At 70.5% G+C, this 21,831-nt stretch carries 23 protein-coding genes; 3 read left to right on the forward strand and 20 right to left on the reverse strand.

Going from position 1 to position 21,831, the window contains the following annotated elements:
- Positions 1-129 precede the first annotated feature (129 nt).
- From C6Y14_RS39805 to C6Y14_RS39865, 13 genes are all read right to left on the reverse strand, one after another.
- The gene (locus tag C6Y14_RS39805) at positions 130-438 is read right to left on the reverse strand and encodes a DUF2469 domain-containing protein (RefSeq protein ID WP_055510545.1); all 309 of its coding nucleotides are present in this window, start codon (positions 436-438) and stop codon (positions 130-132) included.
- A gap of 55 nt (positions 439-493) precedes the next feature.
- Positions 494-1,015 (reverse strand): NUDIX hydrolase, encoded by a 522-nt coding sequence (locus C6Y14_RS39810; RefSeq protein ID WP_225891513.1) that lies wholly within the window; start codon positions 1,013-1,015, stop codon positions 494-496.
- The gene (lepB, locus tag C6Y14_RS39815; protein ID WP_107021803.1) at positions 1,005-1,751 is read right to left on the reverse strand and encodes a signal peptidase I; all 747 of its coding nucleotides are present in this window, start codon (positions 1,749-1,751) and stop codon (positions 1,005-1,007) included. The genes C6Y14_RS39810 and lepB (C6Y14_RS39815) overlap by 11 nt, the downstream gene beginning before the upstream one ends.
- 77 nt (positions 1,752-1,828) lie before the next feature.
- A complete protein-coding gene (gene lepB, locus C6Y14_RS39820) occupies positions 1,829-2,695 on the reverse strand; it encodes a signal peptidase I (protein ID WP_107021832.1) in 867 nt (288 codons plus the stop codon).
- Positions 2,670-3,764, reverse strand: coding sequence for a signal peptidase I (gene lepB, locus C6Y14_RS39825; RefSeq protein WP_107021804.1), 1,095 nt, complete (start codon positions 3,762-3,764; stop codon positions 2,670-2,672). Before lepB (C6Y14_RS39825) ends, lepB (C6Y14_RS39820) begins: the two co-directional genes overlap by 26 nt.
- Entirely contained in the window at positions 3,757-4,551 is a 795-nt protein-coding gene (gene lepB, locus C6Y14_RS39830; protein ID WP_107021805.1) for a signal peptidase I, read from the reverse strand. The genes lepB (C6Y14_RS39825) and lepB (C6Y14_RS39830) overlap by 8 nt, the downstream gene beginning before the upstream one ends.
- Before the next feature lie 45 nt (positions 4,552-4,596).
- Positions 4,597-4,947 carry a 50S ribosomal protein L19 gene (rplS, locus tag C6Y14_RS39835; RefSeq protein WP_107021806.1) on the reverse strand — a complete coding sequence of 117 codons (351 nt, stop codon included), beginning with the start codon at positions 4,945-4,947 and terminating at the stop codon, positions 4,597-4,599.
- A 136-nt stretch (positions 4,948-5,083) separates the two neighbouring features.
- Positions 5,084-5,905 (reverse strand): tRNA (guanosine(37)-N1)-methyltransferase TrmD, encoded by an 822-nt coding sequence (gene trmD, locus C6Y14_RS39840; RefSeq protein WP_107021807.1) that lies wholly within the window; start codon positions 5,903-5,905, stop codon positions 5,084-5,086.
- Positions 5,905-6,492, reverse strand: coding sequence for a ribosome maturation factor RimM (rimM, locus tag C6Y14_RS39845; RefSeq protein ID WP_107021808.1), 588 nt, complete (start codon positions 6,490-6,492; stop codon positions 5,905-5,907). Before rimM ends, trmD begins: the two co-directional genes overlap by 1 nt.
- A gap of 105 nt (positions 6,493-6,597) precedes the next feature.
- Complete coding sequence (locus C6Y14_RS39850; protein ID WP_005479813.1) at positions 6,598-6,837, reverse strand: RNA-binding protein; 240 nt, start codon at positions 6,835-6,837, stop codon at positions 6,598-6,600.
- 2 nt (positions 6,838-6,839) lie between these two features.
- Positions 6,840-7,259: a 30S ribosomal protein S16 gene (rpsP, locus tag C6Y14_RS39855; RefSeq protein ID WP_107021809.1), complete on the reverse strand. Its 420-nt coding sequence runs from the start codon at positions 7,257-7,259 to the stop codon at positions 6,840-6,842.
- 343 nt (positions 7,260-7,602) lie between these two features.
- On the reverse strand, positions 7,603-8,199 hold the full coding sequence (locus C6Y14_RS39860) for a hypothetical protein (RefSeq protein WP_107021810.1): 597 nt from the start codon (positions 8,197-8,199) through the stop codon (positions 7,603-7,605).
- Positions 8,200-8,438: 239 nt separating this feature from the next.
- On the reverse strand, positions 8,439-8,624 hold the full coding sequence (locus C6Y14_RS39865; protein ID WP_107021811.1) for a hypothetical protein: 186 nt from the start codon (positions 8,622-8,624) through the stop codon (positions 8,439-8,441).
- A gap of 314 nt (positions 8,625-8,938) precedes the next feature.
- Here C6Y14_RS39865 and C6Y14_RS39870 point away from each other — a divergent pair, with 314 nt between their 5' ends.
- Positions 8,939-9,805 carry an SAM-dependent methyltransferase gene (locus tag C6Y14_RS39870; RefSeq protein ID WP_107021812.1) on the forward strand — a complete coding sequence of 289 codons (867 nt, stop codon included), beginning with the start codon at positions 8,939-8,941 and terminating at the stop codon, positions 9,803-9,805.
- A 217-nt stretch (positions 9,806-10,022) separates the two neighbouring features.
- Here C6Y14_RS39870 and ffh read toward each other — a convergent pair whose 3' ends face one another.
- The 5 genes from ffh to nsdA form a co-directional block, all read right to left on the reverse strand.
- Positions 10,023-11,579 carry a signal recognition particle protein gene (gene ffh / locus C6Y14_RS39875; protein WP_107021813.1) on the reverse strand — a complete coding sequence of 519 codons (1,557 nt, stop codon included), beginning with the start codon at positions 11,577-11,579 and terminating at the stop codon, positions 10,023-10,025.
- A gap of 221 nt (positions 11,580-11,800) precedes the next feature.
- Positions 11,801-14,266, reverse strand: coding sequence for a [protein-PII] uridylyltransferase (locus tag C6Y14_RS39880; protein ID WP_107021814.1), 2,466 nt, complete (start codon positions 14,264-14,266; stop codon positions 11,801-11,803).
- Positions 14,267-14,291: 25 nt separating this feature from the next.
- A complete protein-coding gene (locus C6Y14_RS39885) occupies positions 14,292-14,630 on the reverse strand; it encodes a P-II family nitrogen regulator (RefSeq protein ID WP_055510557.1) in 339 nt (112 codons plus the stop codon).
- Positions 14,627-15,970 (reverse strand): ammonium transporter, encoded by a 1,344-nt coding sequence (locus C6Y14_RS39890; protein WP_107021815.1) that lies wholly within the window; start codon positions 15,968-15,970, stop codon positions 14,627-14,629. Before C6Y14_RS39890 ends, C6Y14_RS39885 begins: the two co-directional genes overlap by 4 nt.
- 411 nt (positions 15,971-16,381) lie before the next feature.
- Positions 16,382-17,869, reverse strand: coding sequence for a transcriptional repressor NsdA (gene nsdA / locus C6Y14_RS39895; RefSeq protein ID WP_107021816.1), 1,488 nt, complete (start codon positions 17,867-17,869; stop codon positions 16,382-16,384).
- A gap of 459 nt (positions 17,870-18,328) precedes the next feature.
- On the opposite strand from nsdA, the gene C6Y14_RS39900 reads away from it, so the two are divergent.
- Complete coding sequence (locus C6Y14_RS39900; RefSeq protein WP_107021817.1) at positions 18,329-18,982, forward strand: bifunctional DNA primase/polymerase; 654 nt, start codon at positions 18,329-18,331, stop codon at positions 18,980-18,982.
- Between the two features lie 165 nt (positions 18,983-19,147).
- On the opposite strand, the gene ftsY is transcribed toward C6Y14_RS39900, so the two are convergent.
- The gene (gene ftsY, locus C6Y14_RS39905) at positions 19,148-20,329 is read right to left on the reverse strand and encodes a signal recognition particle-docking protein FtsY (RefSeq protein WP_107021818.1); all 1,182 of its coding nucleotides are present in this window, start codon (positions 20,327-20,329) and stop codon (positions 19,148-19,150) included.
- 333 nt (positions 20,330-20,662) lie between these two features.
- Between ftsY and C6Y14_RS39910 the strand changes: the two genes are divergently transcribed.
- Entirely contained in the window at positions 20,663-21,637 is a 975-nt protein-coding gene (locus tag C6Y14_RS39910; RefSeq protein ID WP_107021819.1) for an LLM class flavin-dependent oxidoreductase, read from the forward strand.
- 104 nt (positions 21,638-21,741) lie between these two features.
- Here C6Y14_RS39910 and C6Y14_RS45970 read toward each other — a convergent pair.
- The coding region (locus C6Y14_RS45970) for an MFS transporter (protein ID WP_404828908.1) at positions 21,742-21,831 on the reverse strand (90 nt) is incomplete at its 5' end.

Genomic DNA, 21,831 nt, shown 5'->3' on the forward strand with positions numbered 1-21,831 from the left:
CACTGGGCCCAGCACGATCCACTGTTGGATCTTGGTGGACGGCCGCTCGACTGTGGACAACTCAGTCACCCGTACGAGCGGCCGCCGTAGGACTTACGGGATCGTCAGACCCGTCCCGACTGCCCGGTCCTAGCTGCTCGGCAGTTCGAGGTCGCTCTTGTTCAGCTCCTCGATGTTCACGTCCTTGAATGTCAGGACGCGCACCTGCTTCACGAACCGAGCAGGTCGGTACATGTCCCACACCCAGGCATCCGCCATGGACACCTCGAAAAACACCTCGCCCTGAACCGAGTGCACCTGCATCTCGTAATCGTTGGTGAGGTAGAAGCGCCGTTCGGTCTCGATCACATATTTGAACAGACCGACGACATCGCGGTACTCCCGGTAGAGCTTCAGCTCCATCTCGGTCTCGTACTTTTCGAGGTCCTCGGCGCTCATGGCATGTTCCCCTTCAGCCGTGCGTCCCCCTATTGTGCGCCAGCCCCGCGAGCCCCTAGACGATTTCCGTGTCGAGGGTCTCGGGCCTGGCCGGGGGCCCTTCGTCGAGCAGCCTGAGCAGCAGCTCGGCGAGTCTGGTCGGATACACCGTCTCATGTGCCCGGGCAAGTTCCCGGCACGTCCACCAGCGCGCTCCGGCGACACTGCGCCGTTCCAGCTCGGTCAGCCCCGTCGCCTCGGTCGCCGTCTGCGTCGTACGGCCCAGGAAGTACCACTCGTCCTGGTCCCAGCGACGCCCCGCGAACGGGAACGAACAGGTCCGCCGCCACAGCACCGGACCCAGCTCGACCTCCGTGATGCCGGTCTCCTCCGCGACTTCCCGCAGCGCGGCCTCTTCGCGTGTCTCGTCGCCCTCCACACCGCCGCCCGGCGTGAACCACCAGTCGTCCGACGGGTCCTCGGGTTCATGCCCGTGGAGCAGCAGGATGCGGTCCTGCGGGTCCAGCAGCACCACCCGGGCGACCTTCCGCAGCTCGCCGAGCTCATCACCCGTCGGCAAGGACGCGTCAGCCGGCAAGAGCCCGCTCCCCCGCCCCCGTACGGCTGCGGCGGCGTGCCGACCGGTTGGCGATCGGCCCGTACGCGGCTCCGCCGAGGACGAGCACGGCGCCCGCCACGACCGCCACGAGGACCAGGCGCAGGGGGCCTGGCTCGGAGACGCCGCCGAGGGTCTCGAAGCCGGTGGGGCGGGCCAGCATGCCGTTCATGGGCCAGGCCACCGCGTCGACGCGCGCGCTCACGGCGCTGCGCGGCACCGTGCCGTTGCCGGCCTCCGTCAGGTGGGCGGTGGAGTCCAGCGACCCGCTGCGCTCGTCGCCGAGCAGGAAGAGCCGGTCCTCGGGCACCTCGATGGAGGGGATCGTGGACGACTCGGCCGCGCTGCCCTCGGGCAGATACGGTTCCTCGATCCTCTTGCCGTTGACGGTCAGGTTGTCCTGCGTACAGCAGGCGACCGTGTCCCCGCCGACGGCGACGACCCGCTTGACCATGGGCATGTTGCCCCAGGTGGACTGCTTGAAGACGACGACGTCACCGCGCTGCACCTCGGAGCCGTCGATCCGCTCGGCGAGCACCCGGTCGCCGCCCGCGATGGTGGGTGCCATCGAGTCGGTCGGCACGGTGTAGGGCTGGTAGACGACCGCTCCCCAGGCGAATCCACCGAGGAAGAGCACACAGCCGAGGGCCACGGCCAGCCCCGACAGCTTGCTGCCGAGCCGTCCGCGGCCCTCGTCCGTACGACTTGTCCCGCTCATCCCAGTGCTCCCCAACTCGGAGAATCGACCTCGCGGTCCAGGTCGGCCCGCGGAAGATCGGCGTCTGGGACGGCACCCTACCCGGCGGTACGCGACCCAGAAACCCTGGTGTTCCCGACGGTAAGGCGACGCCTGCGCCACAGCACCAGCGGCAGCGCCCCCGCGAGCCCGAGCGCTCCCGGAGCGGCGGCGGTCAGGTTCTGGTCGAAGGTGTCCGGCACCGGGAGCGTCGACCAGCGGGTGGGCGGCCAGGCGACGACGATCGCGCGGCCCACCACGTTGTCCACGGGTACGAAGCCCTGGTGCTTGTCCTGCTGGTGGTAGCGGGAGTCCAGCGAGTTCTGCCGGTGGTCGCCCATGACCCAGATTTTGCCTTCGGGAACCTTCACCTTGAACTGACCGCCGGCGTCGTCCACGGTGCAGGGGGTGTTGCCCGGATACACGTAGTCAGCCTCGTTCAGCGCCTTGCCGTTGACCTTCAGCGGGCCGGTGCCCTTGCACTCGATGGTGTCGCCTGCGACTCCGACGACGCGCTTGATGAGGTCCTTCTCCTCGGAGGAGGGCATCAGGCCGATCCAGCTGAGGGCTGTCTGGATCGCGTTCGGGTTGGGCGTCGGCTCGCCCGCCAGCCACTTGTCGGGGTCGTTGAAGACGACGACCTCGCCGCGCTCGGGCTCCGAGCCGAACCACGGGGTCAGCTTGTCGACGAGGACGCGGTCACCCTGCTGAAGGGTGTTCTGCATCGAGTCCGAGGGGATCGAGAACGCCTGCACCAGGAAGGACTTGATCAGCAGCGCGAGAACCAGCGCGATACCGATGAGCAGGGGAAGTTCTTTCCAGAAGGACCGCGGCTTCTTCGGCGCCGGGGCGGCTCCGTCGGAGTCCCGCCCGTCCCTGCCGCCGCCGTCCCCGGAGTCGTCACCTGGGTCGTCTCCGGGGGGCACGGCGTCCTCGCCGACCGGCGGGACCGACTCGTCGGACCGTCCCGGTCGGTCCTCGGGCCCCTCGTGTCCGGATCGTGCGCCGACCGCCAAATCCCCCACATCCACTCCTCACTCCGTGCCGCCGCCCGCGCCGGATACGGCGCAGGCCCACCACTCCCATAACGAGCGGGAGTTCCGCAGGGGTCGGGAGCGGGATCAATCCATATCGATCCGCGGTGGCCACCCTATGCGACGTGTCGAGTGCGGTGGTCGCTCCGCCGGCCACGTCGGGCACGGACGCGTAGGTGTCGGGTTCCTTGAGCTGGGTCCAGTGACCGATGGGCCAGGCGATGACCATGGCACGGCCCACGACGTCCTCGGAGATGGTGCCGTTGTACTTCTCGGTGCGGTGGAAGCGGGAGTCGGCCGAGTTGGACCGGTGGTCGCCCATCACCCACAGGCGCCCCGCCGGCACCTTGACCTCGAAGACGAGCGAGGAGGGTTTGTCGCCGGGGTTGATGTAGGGCTCGTCGAGCGGCATGCCGTTGACGGTGACGCGCCCCTGGGCGTCGCAGCACTTGACGGTGTCGCCGCCGACCGCGACAACGCGTTTGATCAGGTCCCGGTCGTTGTCGGAGGGCAGCAGGCCGATGAAGGTCAGCGCCTCCTTGACCTGCTTGACGACGATGGGGTCTTCCTTCTTCGCCGTCGGCTGTTCGTCCTCCAGCCAGCCGCCGGGGTCCTTGAAGACGACGACGTCACCGCGCTCGGGCTTCGAGCCGAACCACGGGGTCAGCTTGTCGACCAGGACACGGTCGCCGATCCGGATCGTCTGCTCCATGGAGCCGGAGGGGATCACGAAGGCCTGCACGAGGAACGTCTTCAGGACGAGCGCGATGAGCAGCGCGACGCCGATCAGGAGAGGTATCTCCTTGACCGCGGAGCGCTGTCTGCGCCGCTTGACCCGGCGGGCCAGCTTGCGCCGGTCGGCCCGGCCGGGCATGACCGGCCCGCCCGTGCGCCGGGAGCCGGTGGGCAGGAGGTCCTCCGCGGCACTGTGGGTGCCGCGGGGCTTGCCGCGGTTACCCATGGACACCGTCCACGGCGTTCCGCCCGCCGGCCCCGCGAAGGCTTGCCGGAAGGAGCGACGGCAGGACCGCCGGGAGGAGCGGGCCCGCGGCGTCGGGCACGCGCGCGTAGCCGTCGGCCCGTCCGAGACCGGTCCAGTGGCCCAGCGGCCAGGCGATCCAGTCGGCTCTGCCGATCACGTCGTCGACGGGGATCATGCCGCCGCCCGGGGAGCCGAGGTGGTCGCGGGAGTCGCTGGAGTCGCCGCGGTGGTCACCCAGGACGAACAGGGTGCCGTCGGGGACGGCCACGTCGAAGGACACTTCGGACGGCTCGTTCCCCGGGTACAGAAACGTCGACTCGTCGACCGAGCGGCCGTTCACCTCGATCCTCCCCTGCCTGTCGCAGCAGACCACATGGTCTCCCCCCACGCCGACCACACGTTTGATGTAGTCGGCGTCGCCGAAGTAACCGGTGCCGTCGAACACGACGACGTCACCGCGCCTCGGCTCAGCACCGAAACGGTACGCCAACTTATTTACGAGAACGCGGTCCCCGATCCTCAATCCCGGCTCCATCGAGCCACTGGGAATTTCGAACGGCTGGATCACGAACCGGGTGAGCAGCAGCAGGGAGAACAGACAGAACAGCACGGTCAGGGTGATCCGCCCGCCCGGCAGCCAGTCGGCGGCTCGCGCCACCAACGCGAAACGCGACCGTCCCTCCGCCCCCTGTGTGTCCGAGATCTCCTCGGACATGACGGGGTGGGAGGAGCGGTCGCGCTCCGTGTGCTGTGCTTCGGCGTCCATGTGGGCCAGATGCTATCCGGCCCTACCGAGGGACCCGGAGTGAGCTCAGTTGTCGCGCTTCTCCTTGATCTTCGCGGCCTTGCCGCGCAGCTCACGGAGGTAGTAGAGCTTCGCGCGACGGACGGCGCCGCGGCTGACGAGCTCGATCTTCTCGACGATCGGGGTGTGCACGGGGAAGGTGCGCTCGACGCCGACGGAGAAGGAGACCTTGCGGACCGTGAAGGTCTCACGGACACCGGCGCCCTGGCGGCGGATGACTACACCCTTGAACTGCTGCACACGGGAGCGGTTGCCCTCGATGACGCGGACGTGGACGTTGACGGTGTCACCCGGGCGGAAGGCCGGGACGTCGCTGCGCAGCGACGCTGCATCGACGGACGCGAGCAGGTTGGACATGATCGTCTGCTTTCTTCGCCGATGCCACAGGTCATCGACGGAAGTCGGTGTTTCCAGAAAGTGGGCTGTTCTCGTCGGGGCGGGCGTCGTGTCCCCCTGTGGCAGGGGCGCACGCCGGACGACGTACAGCAGCGGCCTATTCTTCCACGGTGTCGGGCCTGCGCCCAAATCGGCCGTCGGGTCCGGGCTGCCAGCCCAGGATCGAGAGCATCTCGCGGTCCTTCTTGTCGAAGGCCGCGGGGTCGCAGCGCTCGATGAGGTCCGGTCTGTTGGCGGTGGTGCGCCGCAGCGCCTCGTCCCGGCGCCAGCGGGCGATCTTGCCGTGGTGGCCGCTGACCAGCACGTCCGGGATCTCCCGGCCGCGCCACTGGGGCGGCTTCGTGTAGACCGGCCCCTCCAGGAGGTTCGCCATGGCTCCCGGCGCGAACGAGTCGTCCCGGTGCGACTCCGCGTTGCCGAGGACGCCGGGCAGCAGCCGCGCCACGGCCTCCGTGACGACCAGGACGGCCGCCTCGCCGCCGGCCAGCACGTAGTCGCCGATGGACACCTCGTACACGGGCATGCGGGTCGCGTACTCGTCGATGACGCGGCGGTCGATGCCCTCGTAGCGGGCGGGTGTGAAGACCAACCAGGGGCGCTCGGAGAGCTCGACGGCGAGTTCCTGGGTGAAGGGGCGGCCGCTGGGTGTGGGGACGACGAGGACGGGGCCCTGGGAGCCCGTCTCGTAGCCGTCGGCGAGGACGGAGTCCAGTGCGTCGCCCCAGGGCCCGGTCTTCATGACCATGCCGGGGCCGCCGCCGTACGGGGTGTCGTCGACCGTGTTGTGGCGGTCGTAGGTCCACTCCCGCAGATCGTGCACGTGCACGTTCAGCTGTCCACGCGCGCGTGCCTTGCCCACGAGGGAGACGTTCAGGGGGTCCAGGTACTCGGGGAAGATCGTGAGGACGTCGAGCCGCATCAGGCGCCGGCCTCACCGGAGGAGTCGGAGGAATCCGACGACTCGGTGTCCGCGTCCCTGGCGGAGGCGATCTCCGCGCGGTCGTCGATCAGTCCGGGCGGCGGGTCGATGACGGCCCGCTGCTTCTCCAGGTCGATCTCGACGACGATCTCCTCGACGAACGGGATCAGCACCTCGGTCCCGTCCGGCCGCTCGACCACGAAGAGGTCCTGGGAGGGCAGGTGCGAGATCTCGGTGAGCCGTCCGACCTCGCTGCCGTCCTTCAGGACGACGTCGAGGTCCATGAGCTGGTGGTCGTAGTACTCGTCCGGGTCCTCGGGCACCTCGTCCGGGTCGACGTCGGCGATCAGCAGGGTGTTGCGCAGCGCCTCGGCGCCGTTGCGGTCGCGCACTCCCGCGAAACGCAGCAGGAGGCGGCCGCTGTGCACCCGTCCCGTCTCGATGGTCAGCGGACCGGCCGAGGCGGGGTCCGTGGCCAGGACGGCACCGGGCGCGAGCCGCAGCTCCGGCTCGTCGGTACGTACCTCGACGGTGACCTCGCCCTTGATGCCATGGGCGCGGCCCACCCGCGCGACTACCAGCTGCACTTGCTTGCTCTCCTGTCGTGTGTCCACGGTCTTACCGCGTGGACGACTACGGGCCGGGGACGGCCCTGAGGCCCTCCCCGGCCCGAGCCGGTGCTGCGAATTACGTCAGCGGACGTGATCCACGTCGACGAGGTCGACGCGGACACCACGGCCGCCGATGGCGCCTACGACGGTACGCAGGGCGCGCGCGGTGCGGCCGTTGCGGCCGATCACCTTCCCGAGGTCGTCGGGGTGAACCCTGACCTCAAGAACGCGCCCCCGGCGCAGGTCGCGCGAGGCGACCTGCACGTCGTCCGGGTTGTCGACGATGCCCTTCACGAGGTGCTCAAGAGCCTCCTCAAGCATGCTCAGGCCTCGGTCGACGCGGACTCGGCGGCAGCCTCGTCCTTCTTCTCAGCCTTCTTCTTCTGCGTGATGGCCTCGCCCTTGCTGTCGTCGTCGCCACCCAGGGCGTCGAACAACGGGCGCGCGGCCTTCGGCTCGGCGACGAGCAGCGGCGCCGGGGCCGGCAGGCCCTTGTGCTTCTGCCAGTCGCCGGTCAGCTTGAGAATGGCGAGCACGGGCTCGGTCGGCTGCGCGCCGACACCCAGCCAGTACTGCGCACGCTCGGAGTCGACCTCGATGCGCGACGGGTTCTGCACCGGGTGGTACAGGCCGATCTCCTCGATGGCCCTGCCGTCACGGCGGGTACGGGAGTCGGCGACGACGATGCGGTAGTGAGGCGCGCGGATCTTGCCCAGACGCTTCAGCTTGATCTTGACTGCCACGGAAGTGGTGTCTCCTGGTCTTGACGGGGTTGGGCACGGCGAGATTGCCGCGTGGGGTTGCGGTACCCGAGTGCCCGATGGACGCGTCAGCCGGAGGAGAGAGGGGTCCTGTGCGGCTGCGAGTACAGCTGACCATTCTGCCACACCCGGAAGGGCGTCTCGACCCGGGCGGTCCGGGGCAGCACCGGGCCGCCCCGGACGCACCGCCGGGGCCTGCCACCGGGCCTGTACGGGTGTCGCCGTCGAGGTGGGCCGTCGCACGAGCCGGCACCCACGAAGTGCCGCCGCGCTCTTCCGCACCACCCCGGCGGGACGACGGCCCGCCGCTGTGTCAGCCGTCCGCTCAGCCCGCTGCCGCGCCGACCACCTCCGGGATGCGGAACGGCTTCCCGCACCCTCCGCACACGATCGGCGCCTGCGCGAGGACCGACGGGACGACGCGGACGTTGCGCCCGCAGTCGCAGACCGCCTTCACGCGCACGCCCCCTCCGGAGGAGCCGTGCCGGGCGGCCGGGCCCCGGAAGCTGCGGGCCGTGTCGGCGGCGGTCGCGACCGTGTGCGCCTTCAGGGCGCGCTGCAGCCGCTCGATCGTCGGGCGGTAGCGCCGCTTCGCCTCGGGGTTGAGCGTGACCAGGGAGAAGCCGCTGCTGGGATGCGGTTCCTCGGGGTGGTCCAGTCCCAACTCCTCGGCGATCGCGAGGAATCTGCGGTTGTGGTACCGGCCGGCGCGGGAGGTGTCGCGGACACCTCGGGCGGCGGCGATGCCGTGGACTGCCTCGTGAAGCAGTCGTTCGAAGGAGAGTTCGTGTCCGCAGGCGGACGACGACTCCCCGATCAGGGACTCTGGCGCGGCAAGATCGGGCAGCTCGGGGTGGTGCCGCTGAATGTCGGCCCACGCCCCTGCCAGCTCTGCGGCGAGAACAGGTGGTGTCGTGCTCACGTAATGACAACGAGCCGAGGTGCCTCTGTGTTCCTATTCCGGGGCATCCCAAATATTTTGCACGTACCCGTCAGTTGCCGCTGATGCGTCCTGACGAGGGCGGGTGCGCTGATCTGCGGAGAAGCCTCACAGTTCCCACCCAGCCGGTACGTAGTGACGCGTACGTCCGGGCCAGTACGCGCTGTCTGCGTACCGGGGCACCTGGGGTCAGCGGATGCGCAAGAGGCGTTTCGGTCCTTCTAGCGGCGGAATGCCGGGGCCCGGTCGACGCGGGCCACGACGGCGACGTTACCGGGTGCGCCATCGGTGCGGGGCACCGGCCCGTCCCCGGCCACCAGACACCGTACGGTCCCGCGCGGCGGCCGGTCGACGAGTTCGTGGACCTTGGCCGGATCCGCGTAGTCACCCGTGATGGCGGGAACCACGCTCCGTGGGGGCCTGGCGCGGCGGCGCCCGCAACCCACTGTCATCGGCGTACGGCGCGAACCGGCCAACCACCGCGCGACCGCGGCCCCTACGGCCGGTGTCCGCCACTGATCGGCGAGGAGCGGCGGGCGCACATGTTGCCGGTATGTGAATTCTCGCGGCGCGCGCCGATGGTACGCAAACCGGGCTCCGTAACCCCTGGACGCCACGACGAGCGCGGAGTTTCCTGGCATACGGGGGGAGTGCGAGCGCACTGCACGGGGGTGGACGAACGGGGCACAAACGCAACTCTCGGCGGATTGGGGCACTTTCGATGACACCTACGCTCGTGCGGCAGCACCTACCTCACTCGGGGGCTGCGCCCCAGGTGGATCAGTGGGCACGCGCGCGTGACTGGGCCGAGATTCAGGAGCGGATGCTCGTTCCGCTCTACGAGGCCGTCTACGAGCGACTCGAAGTGGGCTCCTCGACCAGGCTGTTGGGGCTCGGCTGCGGGTCCGGCCTGGCGCTGCTGATGGCCGCCGCGCGGGGCGCGTCGGTCACCGGTCTGCAGGCCCATGCGCCGGAGCGGCTGGCTCTCGCGCGGGAGCGTCTGCTCCCCGCGGCATGGGGCACGCGTGCGCGTGCCGGCGCGCGGCTGACGGACGGGGAGCCGGCGGACATCGACGACGTGGCGACCGCCGCGTACAACCTGGTGACCGCTTTCGAGCCGGTCGGGTGTGTGGCCGGTGACTCCGAAGGCCTCACCGAGGCGCTGGCGGCGGCGAGTCCGCTCGTCGGCCGGGGGGTTCCCGTGGTCCTCGCGGGCTGGGGGCCTCCGGAGCGGTGTGCCACGTCCTCGGTGCTGCGGGTCGCCGCGAAGCTGGCGGATCCCCTGCGCGGTACGCGGGATCCGGGCTGCTGGCGCCCGGCCCTCCGTGACGACCTGGAGGAGGTCGCCGAGCGGGCCGGCCTGCGGCCCGACGGGTCCGGGCGGGTCGCGTGCCCCTTCGGGTACGCGGACGTGGACAACGCGGTACGTGGGCTGCTGTCCACGGGGCTCTTCGACGCGGCCGTCGCCGCCACGGATCCTGATCAGGTCGACAAGGAGGTGCGGGAGGCTCTGCATCCGTACAAACGGCGGGACGGGACGGTGTGGATGCCGAACGTCTTCCGCTACCTGGTGGCCCGGACGGCCTGAGGGGTCTCTCGCCCCCGCCGCCCCTTCCCATTCCCAACCACGCATGGGGGCTGCGCCCGTTGCGCAGTTCCCCGCGCCCCCAGGTACCTGGGGGCGCGGGGAACTGCGCAGTCCTTGGCGTCCGGCCCCACCGGACCCGCGGACGACGTCCTTCAGCCCGTCCGGCGTCTGAGGACACGGGGGTTCGGGGGCAGCGCCCCCGAGGCAGTGGTCGGACCTAGCCCATGAACTTCTTGAACTCGTCGGGGAGTTCGAAGTTCTGCGGCTGCTGCTGGCCGCCCGGCAGGCCGAGCGCGCCGCCCGCCTGCTGCCCGGCCTCGCGCCGAGCCGCAGCCTCTTCCTCCTGCTGCTTGCGCTTCATCGGGTTGCCGGAACGCTGCTTGCCCTTGCTCTTCTTGGGCTGCTTCTTCGTCCGGCCGGCCCCGCCGCCCATGCCCGGCATCCCGGGCATCCCCGGCATGCCGCCGCCCTGGGCCATGCGGGACATCATCTTGCGGGCCTCGAAGAACCGCTCGACCAGACCCTTGACCGCGCTGACCTCGACACCGGAACCCTTGGCGATACGGGCCCGCCGCGAGCCGTTGATGATCGTGGCGTCCTGGCGCTCGGCCGGGGTCATCGACTTGATGATCGCGGCCGTACGGTCGACGTCACGCTCGTCGAGGTTGCTGATCTGGTCCTTGATCTGGCCCATGCCGGGCAGCATGCCGAGCAGCTTGGAGATGGAGCCCATCTTCCTGACCTGCTCCATCTGGGCCAGGAAGTCGTCGAGCGTGAAGTCCTCGCCCTTCTTGGAGGCGAGCTTCGAGGCCATGGCCTCGGCCTCCTGCTGCGAGAAGGTCTGCTCGGCCTTCTCGATCAGCGTGAGCATGTCGCCCATGCCGAGGATGCGGGACGCCATGCGGTCCGGGTGGAACGCGTCGAAGTCGTCCAGCTTCTCGCCGTTGGAGGCGAACATGATCTGGCGGCCGGTGACATGCGCGATGGAGAGCGCCGCACCACCGCGGGCGTCGCCGTCGAGCTTGGAGAGGACCACGCCGTCGAAGCCGACACCGTCGCGGAAGGCCTCCGCGGTGTTGACCGCGTCCTGGCCGACCATCGCGTCGACGACGAAGAGGATCTCGTCGGGCGAGACCGCGTCGCGGATGTCGGAGGCCTGCTGCATCAGCTCGGCGTCGATACCGAGGCGGCCCGCGGTGTCGACGATGACGACGTCGTGCTGCTTCTGCTTCGCGTACTCGATGGAGTCCTTGGCGACCTGGACCGGGTCCCCGACGCCGTTGCCCGGCTGGGGCGCGTAGACGCCGACGCCCGCGCGCTCGCCGACGACGCTCAGCTGGTTCACCGCGTTCGGGCGCTGGAGGTCGCACGCGACCAGCAGCGGAGCGTGTCCCTGGCCCTGCAGCCACTTGCCGAGCTTTCCGGCGAGCGTGGTCTTACCGGCGCCCTGCAGACCGGCGAGCATGATCACGGTCGGGGGCTGCTTCGCGAAGCGCAGCCGACGGGTCTCGCCGCCGAGGATGCCGACGAGCTCCTCGTTGACGATCTTGATGACCTGCTGGGCGGGGTTGAGGGCCTGTGAGACCTCGGCCCCGACGGCCCTCTCCTTGACCTGCTTGATGAAGGCCCGGACGACCGGCAGCGCGACGTCCGCTTCCAGCAGGGCGATACGGATCTCGCGCGCGGTGGCGTCGATGTCCGCCTCGGACAGGCGCCCCTTGCCGCGAAGGTTCTTGAATGTCGCTGCGAGGCGATCGGAGAGAGTGTCGAACACGGCGGTCGCGAATCCTCAAGTAGGGGGCAGGGGGGCAGGTCCGCCCTCCAGAGTATCTGCCCGCGCCAGAAAGGGTCTCCACCCCGTCGTCACGGGCTTCGGTCCAGTGAACGGGCGCCCCTGGGGCGCCCCTCAGGGGCGCGGGGAACTGCGCGCCCAGCCACAGCGGCCCCGCGGACGGAAACAAGCCGGGCCAACCCGAGCCGAGCGGCAGCGCACCGTCACTCCCGCAACGTGTCCTCCAGCGCCCGCGCCAGCGAAGCCGCCTGCTCCCCCGGCAACGGGGACCCGTCGGGCCCGGTCACATAGAACGCGTCCACCGCGTTGGCGCCCAGCGTGGACACATGCGCGCTGCGCACCCGTACCTGCGCACTCTCCAGTGCCCGCCCGATCCGGTGCAGCAGCCCCGGTGCGTCATGGGCGCGCACCTCGATGACCGTGGCGAGCCGGGACGCGGCGGAGGCCACGCTCACCCGGGCCGCCGGCGCCACGATGCCCCGCCTGCGCGGATAGGCGGCGTCCCGCTCGGCCAGGCGTCCGGCGATGTCGAGGGACCCGTCGAGGGCGCGTACGAGATCGGCGCGCAGCCGGGCCGCCTGCGGCAGGGAGCCGTACTCGGCGGCGACCCGCCAGTCGAGCAGCAGGACGGAGCCGGGGACGCCGTCGGGCAGCTCCAGGGACCGCAGTTCGGCTGTCCGCACGGTGAGCCGGTGCATGGCGAGGACGCCTGCCACGGCCGGCAGGACGCCCTTCTGGTCGGGCACCGCGATGACCAGTTCCACGCCGAGGGGCTCGGGATCCCGGTCCTCGGCGGGCTCCTCGGTGGACGTTTCGGCGGGCGGTTCGGTCTGGGCGCGCAGCGCGAGCACGGGTCCGCCGGTGCGGAAGGCCTCGATTGCGAGCCGTTCCTGTTCGGCGGTGGGCGCCGCGGCCTCGGGCTCCTCGGGGTCGTCCCCGGCGAGCGCGGCGGAGACCCGCTTCACCAGGTCCGCGACGAGGGACGCGCGCCAGGAGGACCAGGCGGCCGGGCCGGTGGCCAGCGCGTCCGCCTCGGTGAGCGCGTGGAGAAGTTCCAGCGTGCCCTGCGAACCGACCGCCTCGGCGACCGAGCGTACGGTCGCCGGGTCCTCCAGATCACGTCTGGTCGCCGTCTCGACGAGGAGCAGGTGATGGCGTACGAGCGTGGCGAGTGTGGCCACGTCCGTGCGGTCGAAGCCGATGCGGGCCGCCACGTCGCGGGCGATGATCTCGCCGGCCACGGAGTGGTCGCCGGGCCAGCCCTTGCCGATGTCGTGCAGCAGCGCGGCGACGAGGAGGAGGTCGGGGCGGTGGACCCGGCGGGTGAACTCGGCGGCGCGTACCGCCGTCTCGATCAGATGCCGGTCGACGGTCCAGATGTGGACGGCGTTGCGCTGCGGCCGGCAGCGGACGCGCTCCCAGTCGGGCAGCAGTCTGGTGATCAGCCCCTCCGCCTCCAGGGCCTCCCAGACCTCGATGGTCGAGGGTCCCGAGCCGAGCAGGGTGATGAGCTGCTGGCGGGCCTCCGCGGGCCACGGTGTGGGCAGCGGGCGGGCCGCGGCGGCCATCCGGCGGACCGCGTGCAGCGAGAGCGGCAGGCCTGCCTGGGCGGCAGCGGCGGCGGCGCGCAGCGGCAGTACGGGGTCGCGGTCGGGGCGGGCGGCACGTGCGAGGACGACCTCGCCGTCCTGTTCGACGACGCCTTCCGCCAGCGGGGAGCGTTCGGGGGCGGGTTTGCCGCCGCCCAGCATGGCGCGCAGCCGCGGCCGTACGGCGCGCGACCGCAGCACGCGCCCCACCTCGCGCCAGGTCACATCACTGGCGTAGGAGACGACGCGGGCGGCCTCGTACACCTGGCGGAGCAGGGTGTCGGCGTCCAGGAGGCCGAGTTCCGCGGCGACCTGGTCCTGTTCCTGGAGGGCGAGGCGGTCGGTGGCGCGGCCGGTGGCGAGGTGCAGGGCGTCACGGACGTCGAGGAGGCTCTTGCGGGCGTCGGCGAGGCCCTCGCGCGGGGCGTCGGCGAGCCAGGAGGCGGCGACGGCACGCAGTGCGGTGGCGTCGCGCAGTCCGCCGCGGGCCTCCTTGAGGTCGGGTTCGAGGAGGTACTGCAGTTCGCCCTGGCGCTCGGCGCGCTCGGCGCACAGCTCCTGGAGTTCGGGGAGACGTTTGGGCGCCTGGTTGCGCCAGTCGGCGAGGACGGCCGTACGCAGTCCGGCGGTGAGGCCGAGGTCGCCCGCGATGTGGCGGGCGTCGAGCAGCCCGAGCTGCACCTTGAGGTCCTCGCCCGCCGTCTTGCGTGCCTCGGCGGGGGTGCGGACGGAGTGGTCGAGGTCGAGGCCGAGGTCCCAGACCGGGTACCAGATGCGGTCGGCGAGGGAGGCGATCGCGCCGGAGTCGGCGCCGCCGTCGTGCAGGAGCAGCAGGTCGAGGTCGCTGCGCGGGGAGAGTTCGCCGCGGCCGTAGCCGCCGACGGCGACGAGGGAGACGCCGCGCAGTTTCTCGGCGCCGGCGTCGAAGAGTCCGGTGAGCCAGTCGTCGGTCAGTTCGGCGAGGGCCGAACGGCGCGGCGGCCCGGACCGCGCCCCCTCCTGGAGGAGGCGCAGCCGGGCCGCCGCGTAGCCGCTGGGTCCCGAGTCCTCTGCTTCTGTACGCATGTCCGTACTCGTCACCCAGTGGCTCCTGTTCGTCTGCTGACTACAGCGCGTCGGGTCCGCGCTCGCCGGTCCGGACCCGGACCGCCGTCTCGACCGGGACGGACCAGACCTTGCCGTCCCCGATCTTGCCGGTACGGGCCGCCTTCACGATGACGTCGAGCAGCTGCTCGGCGTCGTCGTCCTCGACCAGTACCTCGATACGGATCTTGGGAACGAGGTCGACGGTGTACTCGGCACCGCGGTAGACCTCGGTGTGGCCCCGCTGACGACCGTAACCGCTCGCCTCGGTGACCGTGAGGCCGTGGACGCCGAAGGCCTGGAGGGCCTCCTTGATCTCGTCGAGCCGGTGGGGCTTGACGACGGCGGTGATGAGCTTCATGCGTCCACCTTCTTGCTCGCGGCACCGGCGACCGGGGCCGGCGGCGCGGTGCGGGTGGCGGCGCCGCCGCCGGCACCGCTGAAGTCGTATGCGGTCTCGGCGTGCTCGGCCTGGTCGATGCCGGCGATCTCGTCGTCCTCGGGGACGCGCATCCCGATCGTCTTGTCGATCAGGAAGGCGAGGACCGCGGAGGCCACGAGGGAGTAGGCGAGGACACCGAAGACACCGGCGCACTGCTTCCAGAACTGGTCGAGGCCGCCGCCGTAGAAGAGGCCCGCGACGTCGGACTGGCCGCCGCCGGTGGCGAAGAAGCCGATCAGCAGGGATCCTGCGACACCGCCGACGAGGTGGACGCCGACGACGTCGAGCGAGTCGTCGTAGCCGAACTTGTACTTGAGGCCGACGGCCATGGCGCACAGCACACCGGCGATGGCACCGACCGCGATCGCGCCGAGCGGGGAGACCGCGCCGCCGGACGGGGTGATGGCGACCAGACCGGCGACCGCGCCGGAGGCGGCGCCGAGGGTGGTGAACGCGCCGTGGCGGATCTTCTCGTAGGCGAGCCAGGCCAGCATGGCGGCGGCGGTGGCGACCTGCGTGTTGACGAACATCAGCGCGCCGACGCCGTCGTCGTTGCCGAGCCAGGAGCCGGCGTTGAAGCCGAACCAGCCGAACCACAGCAGACCGGCGCCGAGCATCACCAGCGGGAGGCTGTGCGGGCGCATCGGGTCCTTCTTGAACCCGACGCGCTTGCCGATCACGAGGATCACACCGAGTGCCGCGGCACCCGCGTTGATGTGGACCGCCGTACCGCCGGCGAAGTCGATGACGCCGAGCTCGAAGGCCCAGCCGCCGGTGCCCCAGACCCAGTGGGCGACCGGGAAGTACACGACCGTGGCCCACAGGGCGATGAACAGGGACCAGGCGGTGAACTTCACGCGGTCCGCGAGGGCGCCGCTTATCAGGGCGGGCGTGATGATCGCGAACATCAGCTGGAAGACGGCGAAGACGTAGATCGGGATGGTGTAGCCGTCCCAGAGCTCCGTCTTCCCGATGCCGGTGAAGCCGACGAAGTCCGAGGACCAGCCGATGACGCTGCCCGAGTCGGTGCCGAAGGCGAGGGAGAAGCCGTAGAGGACCCACAGGATCGTGATGATCCCCATGCTGATGAAGCTCATCATCAGCATGTTCAAGGTGCTCTTGACCCTGACCATGCCTCCGTAGAAGAAGGCGAGTCCGGGGGTCATGATCAGCACCAGGGCGGAACAGATGAGCATGAATCCGGTGTTGGCGGCAGACAGCGTGGGAGCGTCTGCAGCAAGCGTGATGGCTGGTGCCATCGGCGTCTCCTCGTCGTTGGTACGGCCCCGTGCGGGCGAAGCCATGAGCGGTTGTGAGGGGTGGGCCGGTTATGTGCCAGAGATTGGCGCAGCGCCGTTTCGACCGGAGCCCCTGCATGTTTCGCCCGGGTGACGAAGAGAACGTGCGTGTTACGCGTCGATGAACCGCCGGATTGTGGCGCTCCCGATCGTTATCGTGGCGCAACCTTCCACGGGCCGCGCCCTGAGTCGTTGTCGACCACAGCCTCAGCCATCAATTGAGCAACCCCCACGCCGCTCAGCCACCTCCGCGAGAGCGGCGCCGGCTTAGGCGCAAAGAGGGGACCGGCCGCGGCCTCCGTCCGATGACCTGGCATGGGGGAGCCGAGTCGGGCTGTTATGGACGGTGGCCGCGGCCGGCGTACTGGGGGGTCAGACCGCCTCTGCGGTCTCGGGCAGGTCGATGGCCAGCTGATCGGTCAGCTCGATGACGGCGGCGAGGTCCCCGAAGTCGCGGACGGCCGTGTCGACTGTTTTTCGGATACGAGTGTTGACCCGCTCCGAGCGCACTTTCTTGGCGATCGTGAGGGCTTTGCGCACGAGGACCGTGCTCTGCTCGGGTTCACGCCGCAGGAGGTGCACCGTGCCCATTCCGACGAGGTTGAGGGCGTATGAACGCTGGTGTTCGGCGTCCTTCTCGAAGAGGTCGACGGCCTTCTGCATGACGGGCTCGGCCAGCGACGCGTACGCGGGACTGCGCCCGGCGACGTAGGCGAGGTCGCGGAAGGAGTGGCTGTTCTCGCCGTGCAGCTCGGCCTCGGAGAAGAAGCGGATCCAGTCGGCCTCGGGCTCGTCGAACTCCTCGGCGTCCTCGAAGGTGTCCTCCGCCATGCGCACCGCCCGCTTGCACTTCCCGGGCTGCCCCATGTTGGCGTAGGCACGGGCCTCCATCGCATACAGCATCGACTGCGTACGAGGGCTCGCGCAGTCCCGGCTGCCGTACTGGGCGAGGTGGATCAGCTCCAGCGCGTCGTCGGGCCGCCCCAGGTGGATCATCTGGCGGCTCATGCTGGAGAGGATGTACGAGCCCAGCGGCCGGTCGGCGGCTTCCTTGGCGGCGTGCAGGGCGAGCACGAAGTACTTCTGGGCGGTGGGCTGGAGCCCCACGTCGTAGCTCATCCACCCGGCCAGCTCGGCCAGTTCGGCGGCGACCTTGAACAGCCGCCTGGTGGTGGCCTCGGGCTGCGGCTCCTGGAGCAGGTCGGTCACCTCGTGCAGCTGGCCGACGACCGCCTTGCGGCGCAGACCGCCGCCGCACTGGGCGTCCCACTGGCGGAACATGACGGTGGTGGACTCCAGGAGGTCCAGCTCGGGCTGGGAGAGCCGGCCGGGGCGGCGCGAGGCGGCGGCGGAGGCGGCGGGCTCCGCGCGGGGGGTGGCGGGGCTGGGCACCAGCCAGCGCTGCATGGGCTCGATGAGCGTGGGTCCCGCGGACAGGACGAGGGACGTGCCGAGGAAGCCGCGGCGCGCCAGCATCAGGTCACTGCGGGAGAACTCGCTGATCAGGGCGACCGTCTGCGGGCCGGTCCAGGGCAGGTCCACGCCCGACACGGACGGTGACCGGTGGGCGGCGCGCAGGCCCAGGTCCTCGACGGCGACGACACAGCCGAAGCGCTCGGAGAACAGCTCGGAGAGGATGCGCGGGATCGGCTCGCGCGGGTTCTCCCCGTCGAGCCAGCGGCGGACGCGCGAGGTGTCCGTCGAGATGTGGTTGGCGCCCAACTGGCGTGCTCTGCGGTTGACCTGGCGCGCCAGCTCGCCCTTGGACCAGCCGCTGCGCACGAACCACGAACCCAACAGTTCATTGGGGCGTTTGTCCGTGCCAGTCGCGGTCGTCCCGCTTCCGCCGTTGCCGCCCACTGGAACGCCCCCATCCCTGAACCCGCTTGCGCGCTGTATGCGCCAAGCCCTACCAGAATGCCGGTAAACAGGGCCGCCCGTCCGGCTGTTCTCACCCATCGAACGGGAAGCCGAGTTGCCTCCGGCATACCCACAAGTGCATGCGTCCCCAGGACCTGTGCACTCACAGTAATCCTACGATCACCGCTCCAGCCATGACGATCCCGGAAACGCCACCATTCGCCACCCCTTCGAATGAACTCGCGGTGGCCACCACGCGATTCACTTGACACATGACGGCCGGAAGTGGGCGCAACGACGCACACCGGGGCGCGCGAAGTGGGACGCACCACCCGTGACGCATCCGGGCGCCGCATTCGAACCGCGCGCGGAGGGGAACTGAGAGTACGGACGGCAACTGAGAGTCACTACTCGATTCCGTGACGTAACCATGGACACGCTGGACCCGTTGGAGGGGGCATGGATTTCACGATCGGCGGCATCCGCGAAATTCGGTCCGGCTCGCGTCGCCGCGGCCGCTCCTCGGAGTGCACGGCCGTGGCCGAGTTCACCGGACTGTGGGGGTGGGACGTGGTGCCCGGCGCCCGCGCGGCCGCGGGCGCCTGCTCGTGCGGCCGTGCGGACTGCTCCCGCCGTGGCGCGCATCCCCTGGACTTCGCACCCGTCGTCCCGGCGCGGGCCACACTGGACGAGGTGACGGAGGCCTGGGGCGAGTTCCCCGGCGCCGCGGTGATGCTCCCCGTGGGCCGCGCCTTCGACATCATCGAGGTCGCCGAGTCGGCGGGCCGCCGGGCCCTGGTCCGGCTCGAACGCATGGGTCTTCCGCTGGGCCCCGTGACCGTCACCCCCGAGGGCCGCGCCCACTTCTTCGTCGCACCCGGCGCCGCGGCCGAACTGCCCCAGCTGCTCTACCGCATGGGCTGGGACGACGCCACACTCGACCTGCACGGCCTCGGGTCCGGTACGTACATCACGGCCCCGCCCTCCGACCGCGGCGGCCTCGGCCCGGTCCGCTGGCTCCGCTCCCCCGCGCTCGACTCGGCGACGAAGCCGCCGGCGGCCCGCCTGCTGCTGGGAACGCTGGCGTACGTGGCACACCGCTCGCGCGCATGAACCAGGCCACGTAGGCAGGCCACATCGGCAGGCCGTACGGACCCGGCCGCACAGAGCTGTCGGCACAGGCTTCCTCGACAGAGGCCTGCCGATACGGAAGGGCCCCGTTCCATCTGCACCATGGAGCGGGGCCCTTCATCACGCGCGTACGGGTCGTACGCGTTCTCACTCTCCGATAAGGGCATCCACGAACGCTTCCGGCTCGAACGGGGCCAGGTCGTCCGCGCCCTCGCCCAGACCGATGAGCTTGACGGGGACACCCAGCTCACGCTGTACGGCGATGACGATGCCGCCCTTGGCCGTGCCGTCGAGCTTGGTCAGGACGATGCCGGTGATGTTCACGACCTCGGCGAAGACGCGGGCCTGCACCAGACCGTTCTGACCGGTGGTGGCGTCCAGGACGAGCAGCACCTCGTCGAGCGGCGCGTGCTTCTCGACGACACGCTTGACCTTGCCGAGCTCGTCCATCAGGCCGGTCTTGGTGTGCAGCCGGCCGGCCGTGTCGATCAGTACGACGTCGGCACCCTCCTGGATGCCCTCCTTGACCGCGTCGAAGGCGATCGAGGCGGGGTCGCCGCCCTCGGGACCGCGTACGGTACGGGCGCCGACGCGCTCGCCCCAGGTCTGCAGCTGGTCGGCCGCGGCGGCCCGGAAGGTGTCGGCCGCGCCGAGCAGCACGTGCTTGCCGTCCGCGACCAGCACGCGCGCGAGCTTGCCGGTCGTGGTGGTCTTGCCGGTGCCGTTGACGCCGACGACCATCACGATGCCGGGCGTGTCCAGCGGTGACTCGGTGTGCACCGTGCGGTCGAAGTCGGGCACCAGCAGCGTGAGCAGTTCCTCGCGCAGCAGGCCGCGCAGCTCCTCGGGCGTGCGGGTGCCGAGCACCTTCACCCGCTCGCGCAGCCGCTCGACCAGCTCCTGGGTGGGCTGCACGCCGACGTCGGCGGTGAGCAGCGTGTCCTCGATCTCCTCCCAGGTGTCGTCGTCGAGGTGCTCGCGCGCGAGGAGCGTGAGGAGCCCCTTGCCGAGCGCGTTCTGCGAGCGGGAGAGCCGGGCGCGCAGCCGCACCAGGCGACCTGCGGTCGGCTCCGGGACCTCTACCTCGACCTCGACCGGGGCGGTCGCCGAGGCGTCCGGAAGATCCACCTCCTCTATCGTGCGGCGCGGTTCGTCGCGCGGCGTCTCGGCCTCGTCGCCGATGTGCGGCTCGGCCGGCGGTGCCGTGATGTCGGGGGCGGCGGGGGGCGGCGGGGGCAGCTGCTTGCGCCGGCGGCTGCCGACGACCAGGCCGCCGAGCGCGCCGATCACGACCACGGCGATGACTACAGCAAGGATGACGATTTCCATAACGGGTCCAGTATGCGCGACCACCCCTGCGGCCCGCCCGCACCGTGTTTCGCGCCCCCGCCGCCCCTACCCTCCCCGTCACGTACTCGGGGGCGCTGCCCCCGAACCCCCGGTCCTCAAACGCCGGACGGGCTGAAAGACCAGCGGACCGTCCGCACATCTTCAGCCCGTCCGGCGTTTGAGGACGAGCGCGAAGCGCGACAGGGGGCGAGGGGCGCAGCCCCATGCGTGGACGGGAACGGGTAGGGGCGGCGGGGGCGAGAACCCTGGCCAGCTGACGGCCCGTCAGCTACCGTCACCCCCACCACCCCACCCGCCGGCGAAGGGGGCCCCATGCCCGTAACGGTCGTACGTTTCAACCTCGTCGACCCCACCCCCACACCCCCCTCCCTCAGCGACCGCTACAAGGCCGCCCTGGAGATGTCCGCCTACGCGGACGACCGCGGCATGACCACCGTCCAGACCGAGGAGCACCACGGCGCGCCCAACAACTGGCTGCCCTCCCCGTTCACCTTCGCGGGCGCGGTCTTCGGCGCCACCCGCAAGATCGCGGTCACGGTCTCGGCGATCATCGGCCCGCTGCACGACCCACTGCGCCTGGCCGAGGACATCGCCGTGCTCGACCTCCTCAGCGGCGGCCGCCTCGTCACGGTCGCGGGCATCGGCTACCGGCCCGAGGAGTACGCGCTCTTCGGCGTGGACTACAAGCGCCGCGGCGCCCTCCAGGACGAGCTCCTGGAGACCCTGCTGAAGGCCTGGACCGGCGAGGACTTCGAGTACCGCGGCCGTACCGTACGGGTCACTCCGCGGCCCTTCTCCGACCCGCACCCCCTGCTGCTGGTGGGCGGCTCCTCGAAGGCCGCGGCCCGGCGAGCGGCACGGCTCGGTCTGCCGTTCTTCCCCAGTGCGCATCTGCCGGACATCGAGGCGTACTACAAGGAGCGGCTCGTCGAGTACGGGACCGAGGGCTGGACCATGATGCCCGCGGCGGTGACACCGCTGCTGCACCTCGCCGAGGACCCGGACCGGGCGTGGGCCGAGCACGGCGAGCACTTCCTGCACGAGGCCAGTACGTACGCCTCCTGGCAGTCCTCGGACATCCGCTCGGCGGTGAGGTCGGGGGCTACGACGGTGGAGGAGCTGCGCGCCGAGGGCGTCTATCGGATCGTGACGCCGGAGGAGTGTCTGGCGCTGGGCCTCGACAGCTACGTACTGCATCCGCTGTCCGGCGGGATGTCGGTCGACGAGGGGTGGCGCAGCATGCACCTGTTCTGTGAAAACGTGCTGCCCCGGCTCAAGGCCCTGTAGGCCTGGGAACCGGGGCGGCACGCCCTCTTACGAGTACGGGGAGAAGGACAGCGGGGACTTGGCCCCTCCCCCCGGGTTCATGCGCCGGGCACGGCGGACGTGCGTCAGCCCATCTCCTCCAGGGTCTTGCCCTTGGTCTCCTTGACGAATTTGAGGACGAAGGGGATGGAGAGTGCGGCGAAGACGGTGTAGAT

The organism is Streptomyces dioscori, from assembly GCF_003024195.1.
Lineage (GTDB): Bacteria > Actinomycetota > Actinomycetes > Streptomycetales > Streptomycetaceae > Streptomyces > Streptomyces dioscori.